The organism is Nocardia sp. NBC_01730, assembly GCF_035920445.1.
Lineage (GTDB): Bacteria > Actinomycetota > Actinomycetes > Mycobacteriales > Mycobacteriaceae > Nocardia.
The window spans coordinates 2,682,101-2,695,302 of sequence record NZ_CP109162.1 but is presented as its reverse complement, the minus strand read 5'-3'; the positions used below and the strand labels follow the sequence as shown (position 1 = coordinate 2,695,302).

Below are 13,202 nucleotides of genomic sequence, written 5' to 3'. Positions count from 1 at the left end.
GCACCCCGTCGGCGCGATGAGCGCTGCGCGATTGTGTCTCATCGAGCCTCCAGCAGCAATCCGGTTTCCGGGTCGTACCAGCGGCATGCCTCTGGTGGCATGCGCAGGCTCAGCGTGCCGCCCTCGTCGGCGCGGAAGCCCGGCGCCGCTTGAACTTTCACGGTCTGTCCGCTGACTTCGGTGGTCAGCAGGGTGGACGAGCCGAGCGGTTCGAGCACTTGGAGCTCGCCGCGTACCGCGTCGTCTACGGGCTCGCTGCCCACCACGATGGCCTCGGGGCGGATACCGAGCCGGAGCGTCCCGCCCTCGAACGACGACAGCGCCCGGGGCACGGCGAGTGACTGCCCACCCAGGTCGATGCGCGGCCCGGCATCGCCTGCCGCGACCTGGCCGGTGAGGAAGTTCATCGGCGGGCTGCCGAGGAAGCCACCGACGAACTCCGTCGCGGGGCCGTCGTAGACCTCCGTGGGCGGGCCGCATTGGGCGATCGCCCCGGCGCGCATCACGGCGACGCGGTTGCCCAGCGACAGCGCCTCGACCTGGTCGTGGGTGACGTAGATCGTGGTGGTGCCGAGCTCGGCGACGAGCTTCTTCAGGTCGGCGCGGAACGACAGCCGCAGCAGCGCGTCCAGGTTGGACAGCGGCTCGTCCATGAGCAGTACGTCGGCGTCCATCACGATCGCCCGCGCCACGGCGACACGCTGGCGTTGCCCGCCCGACAGTCGCGCAGGGTACCTGTCCAGGTACGGCGTCAGCTGCAGCAACTCCGCGGCCCAGGCGACCTTGCGGCTGATCTCGTCCGCGGGCACGCCGTGCACCCGAAGGCCGAAGCCGATGTTGTCGGCGACCTTCTTGTTGGGGAACACGGCGTAGGACTGGAACACCATCGACAGATTGCGCCGCCTCGGCTCGAGATAGGTGACGTCCTTGCCGCCGATCACGATCTGCCCGGAGTCCGGCAGCTCCAACCCGGCGATCATCCGCAGCAAGGTCGTCTTGCCGCAGCCGGACGGCCCAAGCAGCACCATGAATTCGCCGTCCGCGACCTCGAGCGATACTTCGTCGGTGGCGCGCGTCGTACCACCGGGATAGGTCTTCACCAGATCCCGGACAACCACCTCAGCCATTAGCGAACCCCTGTCATCTGAGCGTCGTCCCCCACATGTTCACCAGGTAGCGCCGCATCACGAAGATGAAGACCAGCGCCGGAATGATCAACGCGAAACCGCCGGCGAAGCGGTACGCGGTCGACGCCTCGCCGAGCGCCGTGAGCACCTGTGCCGGAAGCGTGCGGTGCCCGAGTGTGACGATCGTCGCGCCGAGAATCTCGTTCCAGGACAAGACGAACGTGAAGATCGAGGACGCGGCGAGGCCCGGCAGCGCGAGCGGAACCACGATCTTGCGCGCGGCCTGCCAGCGTGTGCAGCCGAAGACCCGCGCGGCCTCCTCGAGGTCGGCAGGCACCGAGACGAAGATGCTCGCCGTGATGAGTACGGTGGTCGGCAGCGCGAGGGTGGTGTGCACGAGTGTCACGGCGAACACCGTGTCGTAGACGTCGATCCGGAGGAACATCGTGGCGAGCGGCACCGAGAGCACCACGATCGGCAACGCGCGCACGAAAAGAATGAACACCTGGTAGGTGTCCTTGCCGCGAAACGCGTGGCGCGCCAACGCATATCCCGCGGGCGCGCCGACGACGAGTGATAAGAACACCGTGTAGATGCCGACAAGCACCGAGTTGCCCAGTGCCGGAACGGTTCCCGTGGCCCGGAAGAACGCGACCAGCGTCTCGGTGGAGAACTCGTTGGGGATCAACGACTTCGGAAACTCGTTGAGCGCGTCGCGCGAGGACACCGCGGCGAGTCCGATGAGCACGATCGGCAGCGCCATGAACAGCGTCACCGCGATACACGCCATCTGAACCCCTATCGCGCGCCAGCGGCGCCTGCGCAGCGGCGCACGATCGACGGGTGGCAGCACGGTCTGCGGCGGCGCCTCGGCCTGGTTCATCGCGACCCCTGTGTCTTGCGGGGGTTCCCGCACCCTGTCGGCTCGATGAGTGCTGCGCGATTGTGTCTCATCGCGCCTCCTGTGTCTTGCGGGGGTTCCCGCGCCCCGTCGGCTCGATGAGTGCTGCGCGATTGTGTCTCATCGCGCCTCCTCCGGCTGCCGGACCGTCCGCAGGTAGAACACTGCGGTGGCGAGTGAGATCGCCAGCACGATCAGCGAGACGGCGCTGGCTACCGCGGGGTTCTGCAGGTTCGAATACCACTCGTACGTCTCGCCGACGAGCAGCGGGAAGTCGCGCCCGGTCAGCGCCTGCGCGACCGCGAACGCCTGCAATGCGAGAATTGTCCGCAGGATCAGCGCCACCTGCAGGCTCGGCCCGAGCAGCGGCAGCGTGACGTGCCGCAGCCGCTGCCAGAAGTTCGCGCCGAACACCTGCGCGGCCTCGTCGAAATCGCGTGGAATCATCTGGACGCCCGCTACCACGATGACGAAGACGAGCGAGGTCGCGCGCCAGACCTCGGCGATCACCACCGCGAGCAGCATCGTGCCGGTGTTCTGGTAGCCGAGCCACTGCACGCCGTCGTCCGAAAGGCCGAGCGAGACCAGCAGCGAGTTCAGGTAACCGCGGTTGTCGAAAATGGACAGCCACACCAGACCCGCGGCCAGCTCGGAGATCGCCAGCGGGAGGCACCACAGGTAGAAGTGGCCGCCGGCGAATCTCGGCCGTGCCTGCATGAGCAGAGCCATGCCGATGGCGAGCACGAGCTGGATCGGTACGACGATGACGATCAGCACGAGCGTGTTCCGCAGCGCGGTGAAGATGTAGGGATCGTTGAACAATCGCTCCCAGTTGGCGAGCGTGAAGCCGTCGTCGCCACGGAATGCTTCGAGCACGCCCTGTATCAGCGGCCAGCCGAACAGCGTCAGCATCAGCACGATCGAGGGCAGCAGCAGGATCCACGGAGAGCGCAGTCGCGAAATCATGTCTATCCCACCTTGCAGATGTCGGCGGCCGGGTCGGGAGCCCAGCACGGCACCTTCAGGTCGTCGAGGATGCCCTGTAGCACCCGTGCCTGCTGGTCCAGCGTGGATCGAATGTCGGCTCGGTCGAGCACGATCGAGCGGAAGCTGTCTTTGAACACCTTGCTCACCTCACCTTCGCGCTGGCCGAGGCCCACCGGCGGCAGGGAGAGGATGGCGCCCTTCGCTTCCCGCTGTCGGCGCACCGCGTCTGCCTCGAGTTCGATGGCCGGTGGCAGGTCGTCCGGGATCGTCGTGTCGACAGACGGGAAGAAGCCGTTGGAGCGCAGCAGCTGAATCTGTGCTTCCGGACGGGTGAGCGCGCTGATCGTCTGTTGCGCGAGTTCGGGGTCGGGGCTGCCCTTGGGGACCGCGAGCCCGGCAATCACGGCCATGTAGCCGAGGCCGTGCGCGCCGCGCGGGGCGGGCAGCATGCGCCAGTTCTGCGGGTCGCGCTCGGGCGCGTGGACGAGGCGCACGACGTGGTCCCACGCCATGCGCACTTCGCCGCTCTCCAGCGGCTCCTGCATGAAGTCGTAGTTCGTGCTCGACGACGCGCAGTTGGCCCACAGCTCCCGGAAGTACTGCCACGCCGTCACTGCCTCGTTCGACCGAAATGTGGTGATCTGACCGCCGGTGAACGACGGCAGCAGGAAGCCTTGCGTGAAGCGGTGGAGCAGACCCTTCGGGCCCGCGGGCAGGCCGAGCACGGGCCGGTTTCCGTTGGCGCGGCGCGCGGCGATGGCCCAGTCGAGGAACTGGTCGTAGGTGAGCGACGTGGCGTCCGCGCCGGACGGCAGGTGTTCGAGCGCGTCGGCGTGCGCGGCGAGAACGTAGCTCGCGGTGGCCCACGGGATGTACCAGGTGTGGTCGGTGCCCGCCTTGGCGAGTCGCAGGTACTCGGTAGGCCAGCCGCGGTCGCCGAGATCGGCGAGCAGGCCGGTGAGGTCTTGGAGGTAGCCGTCAGCGAGCGGCGCGACGTCGCCGTGCAGACCGCCGAGCAGACCGATCTGTGTCGAGCCCGCGTCGACCTGACTGCGCACCTGGCTAGAGAACGGGCTTTCCTCGATGGTCACGTAGCCGACACCGGATGCGGTCCGGGCGAGCAGGCTGCGGAAGCGCTCGGCCTCGTCCGCGGGCCGGAACTGCGTGGACAGGAAGATCATGCCGCCATTACCACTGGTGGCGAAGCCGGTGCAGGCCGTGGCGGAGAGCGCGGCCGCGCCGACGCCCGCAGCGCGCAAGAAGGATCTGCGCGTCAGGCCGGATACCAGCATGTATGACTCCTGTGCTGTCACACTATGTTTCGAACTTTTGTCAGTTTGGTTAACGTAAGTGCAGTGGGGGATATTGTCAACATGCTCGTGACCACATCGACGCCCTCGAGCCCCACCTCTCCGGGACACGTGCTCGCCCTACTGCGCGCGGCGGGCCCACTGACGCGGCTCGAGCTGCAGGAACGGGTAGGGCTGTCGAGGGTGACTTTGGTTGAGCGGCTGGATGTTCTGCGCAGTCTCGGGCTCGTCCGCCAAGCCGGGCACCGGGAGTCGAGTGGCGGCAGACGCGCCGAAGTGCTCGAGGTCAACGACACCGGCCGCACCGCGCTCGTCGCCGACCTCGGGCAGAGTCACGCGACGCTCGCGGTGGTCGACCTGCGTGGGACGGTGTTCGCGCGTGAGGACCACCGGCTGCCCATGCGGCACAGCCCGCGCGAGATCGTGCCGGTGCTGCTCGACGCCGGTCGGAAACTGTTGCGGCGAACCGGGCGTGCCGACACCCTGTGTGCTATGGCGCTGTCGGTCCCAGGGCAGATCGACCATGAGCGCGGGGTCACCGTGGCACCACCGACCATGCCGGACTGGAACGGCGCACCGCTGCGCGAGCCGTTCGCCGCCGCGCTCGGCGTGCCTGTCCTGCTGGAGAACGACGCGAACGCGTTGGCACTTGGCGACTTCTGTGCGTTGGGCCGTCCCGACGCGACACTCGTCGGGGTCAAGGTGGGGACCGGAATCGGTGCGGGCGTGGTGATCTCGGGACGTGTTCACCGCGGCAAGAGCGGCTCCGCGGGCGAGATCGGGCACATGCGGATCGAGGGCAGCCAACAGCAGTGCAGCTGTGGCCGCCGCGGATGTGTCGCGGCCAGTGCCAGCGGGCAGGCGCTGACTCGCGACCTGCAACCCCTCGGGGTGCGCACGGTGGCCGATGTCGTCCGCCTGGTCGATGATGGCAGACCCGACGCGATCCGGGCGACGGAGAAGGCCGGGCGACTCGTCGGGACTGTGGTCGCGACGATGGTGTCGATCGTTGATCCGACATACGTCCGCGTGGGGGGAGCGGTGGGCGTGCTGCCACCGTTTCTCGAGGGGCTGCGGCGTACCGTCGAGGCGAACGCTCACTCGAGTGCACTGCGCAACCTCGACATCGGCCCGTCGCAGCTGGGGGAGAACGGCGCGTTCGTGGGATTGGCGGGCTTGGTGGCCGACGAGATGTTGTCCCCAGAGACGGTGGACGCGATGGTCGCCGCGCGGTAGGGCCGATGGCCGAGCGGTGGCTCGGGGACGCGAGCATGCCCGCGGCTACTCCCGGCCAGTCGAATTCCGCCGAGAACCAGGCCCCGGAGCGGGGCACCATCGTTGGTTGATCTCGTGCTGCGAATTCGTGAATGTGCGTGGCGACCAAGGCTTTCAGGGCACCACGCTCGGGTTGCGGGTTCGGATGATGACGGGGATTCGGTTCCTGCTGCGTCACCCAGAAATCCGCCGGTGCGTATCACGCAACGGATTGGCCACCGGGAACGTAATTGCGGGCAGCGTCACCGACATCCGGACCGTCGTGCCTGGTCCGGAGTGGTCGATATCGAGCTCCTCGGTCAGCGCTCGCATCATCTCGATCCCGCGGCCGCGATAGCCGGGATCGGAGGCGCGCGGCTTCCAGTTGCCCGAGTCGGTGACCATGATGACCACCGCATCGACGTCGCAGGTGGCCGACAGTTGGACCCGCCCGCCGTCGCCGTTGCGATAGGCGTGCTCGATGCTGTTGCTGCACGCCTCGTTGGCCGCCGCGACCAGATCGGAAGCCAGGTCGTGCGGCACCGCAGCGGTGGCCAGCCAGCCCTTCATGGTGCGCCGCAGCACCGCGAGTTCGTCTGCGTGCGCGGGCACGTCCAGCCGCAGCGGTGCGGGCGGCTGGCGGTAGACCACCATCGCGACGTCGTCGTCGTAGCCGGCCGCGGGCCGCAGGCGGGAGAGCACGGCGTCCGCCACCTCGCGTGGCAGCCGTCCCGAGGTGTCGGCGAGCACTGCCGCGATCTTGGCGAATCCGTCGTCGATATCGACGCCGCGCTGTTCGACCAGCCCGTCGGTGAACAGCACCAGCGTCGAGCCGGGCGTCAGCGCCGTGGTGGCCTCGGGCCGCCTCGGCGGGTCGAACGTCGCCAGCGGCACCGCGCGGCCGCCCTCGAGCAGCCTGCCGGTCGTGGCGACGTCCGCGAGGATCGGCGGCATGTGCCCGGCGCTGCTGTAGCGGACGAGCCCGCGCACCGGATCGAGCACGGCGGCGCACACCGTGGTGCACATGGCGCCGGGGATCCGTGCGGCGACGGTGTCGAGTTCGGCCAGCAGCTGCGCCGGTCCGGCGCCGCGTAACAGCAACGCCCGCGCCGCCGTCCGCAGCTGGCCCATCACGACGGCGGCGGACAGGCCACGTCCGACGCAGTCACCGACCATGACGCCGATGGTGCCGTCGCGCAACGGCACCACGTCGTACCAGTCGCCACCGATCTCCAGCGGCGGCAGCGCGGGCTCGTAGTGCACCGAGAACCGGGGCGGCAGCTCGATCGGGCCGAGCATGGCGCGCTGCAGGGTGAGTGAGGTGGCGCGCGCCTGGTCGAAGTTCCGCGCCCGCTGCACCGCGAGGCTGAGATGGCCGATCAACAGGGAGAACAGCGTCCAGTCCGCGGCGCTGATCGCTCGGGGCGCGGCGAAGCGCAACCACATCGCCGCATCGCCGGTCTCACCGAGCGGGGTGACGATACCCTCGGAGCTCTCGGCGCCCTCCGGAATGGCCAACAGACTGCGGGCGGGCCTGCGCCGCGCCCGGTCGAGCAGCGCGCGCGAGCGTTCGTCCAGCGTGACATCCCCGTGGTGCGAGGTGCTGTCGGCCCCCATGCCCGAGACGTACACCTCGGGCGCGGCGGTGCGGCTCGGCCACACCGCCACCACCGCGGTCTCCGCGCCCACCGTGCGCCGCAACTCGTCGAGCCCGACGGCGAGCACCTCGACCACGCTGGTCGCCGCGCCGACCGCGGTGGCGAGCCGGGAGGCCGCCTGGTCGCGGGCCTGCGCGTCGTGCTCGGCGGTGACGTCACGGATGGTGCCGACGACGATCCGCTCGTTGCCCTCCGGCTTGATCAGTGCGCTGGTACTCACCGCGAGCCACACGTTGCGCCCATCCCGGTGCCGGATCGGGATGACGAAACGCTGTGCCTCGGTCCCGAGATCGGGATAGCGCGGACCGTCCAGGGAAGACCACGGATGCGGGAGCGGGTAGGGGATTCCGGCGGCGCCGTAGCCGGTCAGCGCGCCGAAGGCGGTGTTGACTTCGATGATGGTGCCCTGCGCGTCGGCGACGAAGAACCCGTCCTGCAGCGATTCGACCAGCGCGGTGCGGAACGCGTCGCGTCCGGCGAGATCGTCGGCGCGCGAACGCTGTTGCTCATAGCGGCGGGTGCCGTCGAGATAGCCGCGGGTGGCGATGTCCAGCGGGACGAGGGTCTGCAACAGGAATTCCAGCGCCGTCTCGGGCAGGCGGCTGTCGGGTTCGCCGCTCTCGGACCGGATCCCGTGCCGTTGCTGTTCGGCGTCTTGGACCACCCGGAAGTGGTTCTCGGTGAGGTCGAGCAGGCTGATGCCCTCCACCAGCGCGCGCCGACCGAGCTCATAGCCCTCGGCGAGACCGGCCTGGGTAGGCGAACCCAGCTGCCGCCGTAGCGCGTCGGCGTAGGCGTTGAGGAAATCGGCCAGCAGCTCACTCATGCCCGCGCCTCGCTGACGCTCGGCTCCGGCATGACCGAGAACTCGGCTGTGTCGACGGTTCGCTCGCCGCGCTCACTCATGTCGTCGGGCCTGCTGTGCCGCGATGCCGGGCGGCAAGCACGAGTGCGTCGTCGGTGTCCTTGGCGTCCCTTGCCAGGATCTCGCTGGTGATGTCGGCGGTGGACTTGGAAAGGTCGACCCGCTCGGCGGATTCGGTGACGATACCGTCGGTGGACATCAATAGCAGATCGCCGGGGCGGACCGAAACGGACTGTGGTTGTAGGTTCGCCGGTAGCCGATAGCCGACGATGCCCGCGGTGAGCAGCACGGTGGCGTGCACGCTCAGACCGATGGGACCCGCGGTGAGCACCCGGGATTCGACGTTGCCGACACCGAGCCAGCGCACCCTGTCACCCTCCTCGAAGTGGGCGAGCGAGATCGCTGCCCCGCGGGTGTCGGCCAGTGCGCGGTGACAGAGCACCATCAGCACATCCAGGGGTTCGGCGCGGTTCTCCGCGAGCACCTGCGCCGCACGGCCCGCAGCGTCGGCAGCGGCGGCGCCGTGCCCGAGTCCGTCCAGGACGGCGAAAAGGACTGTGCCGCCGCCGGTGTCGAGGACAACCCCGCGATCACCGGAGACATCTTGACCGGGTAGTGCGCGACCGGCCACCGCCCACTCGATCCGGCCGATGAACCCGTCCTCATGCACCGTTGGGTACCCACTTCCACATCTCCACCAGCGTGCCGCGCCCCGGCGCCGAGTCGACGGTGAGCCGGTCCATCAATCGTCGGGCACCGGGGAGGCCGAGCCCCAGTCCGCGCCCGGTGGAGTAGCCGTCCTCCAGCGCGCGAGTTATGTCGAGGATGCCCGGTCCCTGATCTTCGGCCTGCACCACCAGCGCTTGTCGACCCTCGCGGTCATCGACCAGCAAACGTATTTCGCCGCTTCCCGCGTAACTGGTTATGTTGCGGGCGATTTCGGAGATCGCTGTGGAGATCATGGTCCGGTCGGTCAATGTGAATCCGAGCTCTGCTGCCAGTTCGCGTCCGGCCTGACGTGCGATCACGATGTCACCAGACGCCCTGACCGCGATCACCACGTTCTCAGCGGCCACTGTCACGACCGTCTCGCTGGCGACGGGCTGGGGTCTTGCGGTTCAGCCAGGCGAGTCCCTCTTCCAGATCGAGGGCGGTGTGCATGTCTTCGAACGTGAGCCCGAGCTGCACCATGGCGAACGCGACTTCCGGTTGCAGCCCGACGATCACCGTTTCGGCGCCGCGCAGCTGCGTCATGTGCGCGATGGTACGCAATGATCTCGCCGCGAACGAATCCATCACGTCGATCGCGGTGACATCCACGATGATGCCATGTGCCCGATATTTGCTGACCTGTTTCATCAGGTCGTCCTGCAGGCGCTCGGTATCGGCGTCGGTCAGGGCAGACTGGACCGACGCGATGAGATACGTACCCTGCTTGAGAATCGGAACCGGCATCAGGTCCGCCTGATCAGCGGCCGTCGCGTTCGGAGACCCGGGAAACCTCGTAACCCAGGAGACGTTCCGCTTCTTCGATACCACCCTGGAGGTCGCCGACCGCGTTCATCTTCGACAGATCCAGGCCGATGGTCACCAGCGTCAGCGCGATCTCCGAGGACAGGCCGGTGATGATCACGTTCGCGCCCATCAGGCCGGACGCGTCGACGGTCTGCACCAGGTGGTTGGCTACCGTGGAGTCGATCGCGGGCACACCGGTGATGTCGATGACGACAACCTTCGCCCGGTTGGCCCGGATGGCCCGCAGCAGTTGCTCGGTGAGCTGGCGGGCACGCTGGCTGTCCAGCACGCCGATGATCGGCAGGATCAGCAGCTGCTCGCGCACCTGCAGCACCGGCGTCGACAGCTCGCGGATGGCCTCCTGCTGCTGGCGGATGACGCGCTCGCGCTCTTGGACGAAGGAGACGCCCACGGTGTTGGCAATGCGGTTGGCGGCCGGTTCGTACGCGTCGAGCACGGCGTTGAGCAGCTCGAAGTCGGCCTGGTACTTCTCGAACAGGGACCGGGCCAGCACGTCGCGCAGCAGCAGCACGATGCCGAGCACCTCGTCGGTCTCGACTCCTCTCGGGATGATGCGTTCGGACAGGTCCCGTGCGTAGGCCTGCAGGGCCTCGACGCTACCGGTCTCGAGCACCTCGACGTAGTTGTCGTAAACCGAAGTCGCTTCGGAGAAGATCTCCTCGGGGGTCATTGCGGTGAGGAGTTGGGCGTCGGTGATTCGCCGGGCCCATTCCTCGCGCAGTGCGGTGCGGTTCTGGCGCAGATGCTCGACCAGCTGCGGGAGCAGGTTGTCGACCGGGCCCGCGGTCAGCGAATCCGCCGAAAGGCTCATGGACACCTCGGACATGGAAACTCCTGCCCCTTTCGACGGTTGAGTCGGGATCTTCGTACGTTTCGGCTGCGAGCCGATACCGAGCCTAGTCATACCCCACCTGGGCCGCCGCCGAAACCTGCCGCTTGTTCGCCCTCGATCCGGATGGCATGGGCCTCAGGCACCGTAGCGAATCCGCGTTCCAGCGCCGCGAGTGCCTCGTCCAAGTACACGGTGAGGTCGCTGTCGGCACGGGCGAGCCAGGCGTCGAATGCCGCGCGGGCTGCCGCGAGGGTGGTCCGCCCGACGGCGAGGGGGATCAGGCCGTCCTCCGGCTCGCCGAGTCGCCCCGCGGCGAACGCGCTCACCGTGCGCTCCCAGGCGTCGTAGTGCGCGCCCGCTGTGGCGGCCAGGGCGGGGATGGTGGCGACGAGCTGCATGCGGGTGCGTAGTTCGGGGACATCCTCGGCGCGATATCGGTTGGCGTTCACCACGACTCGGCGCACGGCGGTCATCATCGGAACGTCGTCCGGCACCGTGGCGAAGGCTCCGCGCAGTGCGGCGACTTCATCGTCGAACTGGTACCAGAGCACCTCCGCCTTGGTGGGGAAGTATCGGAAGAAGGTGCGTCCGCTGATGCCCGCCGCGGCGGCGATCTGCTCGACGGTGGTGTCGTCGAAGCCCTGCTCGGTGAAAAGCCGCATGGCGATCAGTTCGAGTTCGCGCTTGGTGGTGCCGCGTGGGCGGCCGCGCGTGATCCGGTTGTCCCGCATCGTCTGATTCTGCTCGGCGGTCATGGCCCTTGATTATGTCAGTGACTGACGATAATCTCGCGGCATGTTGGCGGATCTCACCTCGCCCGAAGCGGGCGCGTGGGCCGCCGCGGGTGCGATCCTTGCCGTGGCGGTGGGTGCCACCGAGCAGCACGGCCCGCACCTGCCGCTGTCCACCGACACGGACGTCGCCGCGGTATTATGTGCCCGGCTCGCTGCTGTTCGGCCCGATGTGCTTGTCGGACCGGCGATTCCGTACGGCGCCAGCGGTGAGCACGCGGGCTTTCCCGGCACGCTGTCGATCGGACAGGCGGCGCTGGAGCTGCTGATCGTCGAGCTGTGCCGCTCGGCGACCGAAACCTTCGACCGGATCCTGCTGGTCAACTGGCACGGCGGCAATATCGAACCGCTGCGAAGGGCGAAGGATCTGCTGCGCAGCGAGTCGCGCGACGTGCGCGTCTATCTGCCACGCTTCGACGGCGACGCGCATGCCGGGCGGTCGGAGACGGCACTTCAGTTGGCGCTCGCGCCCGATCGGGTCCGCGATGATCTGGCCGCCGCGGGCGACACCCGTCCGCTGGCGGAGTTGCTGCCGCTGCTCCGTGCCGGGGGAGTGCGCGCGGTGAGCGCCAACGGCGTGCTCGGCGACCCGGCGGGCGCGACCGCCGGCGAGGGCGCCGCTCTGCTCGAACACCTCACCGGTGACCTGATCGACCGAACCCGGCTCTGGTGGCCGGTAGCCTCCCCGGAAAGGACCGGAACATGAACCCGTGGTTCGAGACTGTCGCCGAAGCGCAGCGACGTGCGAAGAAACGGCTCCCGAAGTCGGTGTACGGCGCGCTGATCGCCGGATCCGAGCGTGGCCAGACCATCGAGGAGAACCGGAAGGCGTTCACCGAACTGGGCTTCGCGCCGCACGTCGCGGGGCCGATCGGCACCAGAGATCAGGCCACAACCATACTGGGACAACAGCTTTCGATGCCGGTGCTGATCTCGCCGACCGGCGTGCAGGCGGTGCACCCGGACGGTGAGATCGCTGTCGCCCGCGCCGCGGCCGCGCGCGGTATCGCGATGGGCCTGAGTTCGTTCGCCAGCAAACCGATCGAGGCGGTGATCGAGGCCAACCCGGCCACCTTCTTCCAGCTGTACTGGTGCGGCGGCAAGGAGGAGATCCTGCAGCGGATGCGCCGAGCGAAGGCGGCGGGCGCGGTCGGCCTGATCCTGACCTTGGACTGGTCGTTCTCGCACGGCCGCGACTGGGGCAGCCCGGTGATCCCGGAAAGGCTCGACCTGCGCACCATGCTGAAGTTCGCGCCGCAGACGCTGGCGCGCCCGCGTTGGCTGGCCGGCTATGTGCGCTCGGGCCACATTCCGGATCTGACCGCGCCGAACATGGCAGTCGGCGACGGTCCCGCCCCCGGCTTCTTCGGCGCCTACGGCGAATGGATGGGCACGCCAGCGCCGGACTGGGCGGACGTGCGGTGGATTTGCGAGCAGTGGGACGGGCCAGTGATGCTCAAGGGCGTCATGCGGGTGGACGACGCCCACCGCGCGGTCGACGCCGGTGTCGCGGCGATCTCGGTCTCCAACCACGGCGGCAACAATCTCGACGGCACTCCGGCCGCGATCCGGGCGCTGCCTGCGATCGTGGAAGCGGTGGGGTCGCAGATCGAGGTGGTGCTCGACGGCGGCATCCGCCGCGGCAGCGACGTGGTGAAGGCGGTGGCGTTGGGGGCTCGGGCCGTGATGATCGGCCGTGCCTACCTGTGGGGGCTGGCCGCGAACGGGCAGGTCGGCGTGGAGAACGTGCTGGACATCCTGCGCGGCGGCATCGATGCGGCGCTGCTCGGCCTGCGCAAGACCAGTGTCGCCGAGCTGGACCGCTCGGATCTTGTGGTGCCTGCCGGGTTCGAGCGGGCGCTCGGGGTGCCCGAATCAGCCGGTGCGGCAGACACGTCGACGGAGTGCACGGTGCAACCGTCGGCATCCACGTCCGCCTGA

General features: G+C 68.5%; 13 protein-coding genes. 3 read left to right on the top strand and 10 right to left on the bottom strand.

Features of this window, described 5'->3' with window-relative positions; translation table 11 throughout:
- Positions 1 to 38: 38 nt before the first annotated feature.
- From OHB12_RS10260 to OHB12_RS10245, 4 genes are all read right to left on the bottom strand, one after another.
- Entirely contained in the window at positions 39 to 1,127 is a 1,089-nt protein-coding gene (locus tag OHB12_RS10260; protein WP_327118421.1) for an ABC transporter ATP-binding protein, read from the bottom strand.
- Between the two features lie 13 nt (positions 1,128 to 1,140).
- A complete protein-coding gene (locus tag OHB12_RS10255; protein WP_327118419.1) occupies positions 1,141 to 2,010 on the bottom strand; it encodes a carbohydrate ABC transporter permease in 870 nt (289 codons plus the stop codon).
- Between the two features lie 138 nt (positions 2,011 to 2,148).
- Positions 2,149 to 2,994: a carbohydrate ABC transporter permease gene (locus OHB12_RS10250; RefSeq protein WP_327118417.1), complete on the bottom strand. Its 846-nt coding sequence runs from the start codon at positions 2,992 to 2,994 to the stop codon at positions 2,149 to 2,151.
- A gap of 2 nt (positions 2,995 to 2,996) precedes the next feature.
- Positions 2,997 to 4,307: an ABC transporter substrate-binding protein gene (locus tag OHB12_RS10245; RefSeq protein WP_327118415.1), complete on the bottom strand. Its 1,311-nt coding sequence runs from the start codon at positions 4,305 to 4,307 to the stop codon at positions 2,997 to 2,999.
- Between the two features lie 81 nt (positions 4,308 to 4,388).
- On the opposite strand from OHB12_RS10245, the gene OHB12_RS10240 reads away from it, so the two are divergent.
- Positions 4,389 to 5,561, top strand: coding sequence for an ROK family transcriptional regulator (locus OHB12_RS10240; RefSeq protein ID WP_327118413.1), 1,173 nt, complete (start codon positions 4,389 to 4,391; stop codon positions 5,559 to 5,561).
- Between the two features lie 213 nt (positions 5,562 to 5,774).
- Here OHB12_RS10240 and OHB12_RS10235 read toward each other — a convergent pair whose 3' ends face one another.
- From OHB12_RS10235 to mftR, 6 genes are all read right to left on the bottom strand, one after another.
- The gene (locus OHB12_RS10235) at positions 5,775 to 8,063 is read right to left on the bottom strand and encodes a SpoIIE family protein phosphatase (RefSeq protein ID WP_327118411.1); all 2,289 of its coding nucleotides are present in this window, start codon (positions 8,061 to 8,063) and stop codon (positions 5,775 to 5,777) included.
- Between the two features lie 76 nt (positions 8,064 to 8,139).
- Positions 8,140 to 8,772 carry a SpoIIE family protein phosphatase gene (locus OHB12_RS10230; protein WP_327118409.1) on the bottom strand — a complete coding sequence of 211 codons (633 nt, stop codon included), beginning with the start codon at positions 8,770 to 8,772 and terminating at the stop codon, positions 8,140 to 8,142.
- The gene (locus OHB12_RS10225) at positions 8,765 to 9,178 is read right to left on the bottom strand and encodes an ATP-binding protein (protein WP_327120988.1); all 414 of its coding nucleotides are present in this window, start codon (positions 9,176 to 9,178) and stop codon (positions 8,765 to 8,767) included. The genes OHB12_RS10230 and OHB12_RS10225 overlap by 8 nt, the downstream gene beginning before the upstream one ends.
- Positions 9,168 to 9,557: an STAS domain-containing protein gene (locus tag OHB12_RS10220; protein WP_159930623.1), complete on the bottom strand. Its 390-nt coding sequence runs from the start codon at positions 9,555 to 9,557 to the stop codon at positions 9,168 to 9,170. Before OHB12_RS10220 ends, OHB12_RS10225 begins: the two co-directional genes overlap by 11 nt.
- A gap of 13 nt (positions 9,558 to 9,570) precedes the next feature.
- Entirely contained in the window at positions 9,571 to 10,464 is an 894-nt protein-coding gene (locus tag OHB12_RS10215) for an STAS domain-containing protein (protein WP_327118405.1), read from the bottom strand.
- A 74-nt stretch (positions 10,465 to 10,538) separates the two neighbouring features.
- Positions 10,539 to 11,225, bottom strand: coding sequence for a mycofactocin system transcriptional regulator (mftR, locus tag OHB12_RS10210; protein WP_327118403.1), 687 nt, complete (start codon positions 11,223 to 11,225; stop codon positions 10,539 to 10,541).
- A gap of 40 nt (positions 11,226 to 11,265) precedes the next feature.
- Between mftR and mftE the strand changes: the two genes are divergently transcribed.
- Together mftE and mftD are read left to right on the top strand one after the other, a co-directional pair.
- Positions 11,266 to 11,967: a mycofactocin biosynthesis peptidyl-dipeptidase MftE gene (gene mftE, locus OHB12_RS10205; protein WP_327118401.1), complete on the top strand. Its 702-nt coding sequence runs from the start codon at positions 11,266 to 11,268 to the stop codon at positions 11,965 to 11,967.
- Positions 11,964 to 13,202, top strand: coding sequence for a pre-mycofactocin synthase MftD (mftD, locus tag OHB12_RS10200; protein WP_327118399.1), 1,239 nt, complete (start codon positions 11,964 to 11,966; stop codon positions 13,200 to 13,202). The genes mftE and mftD overlap by 4 nt, the downstream gene beginning before the upstream one ends.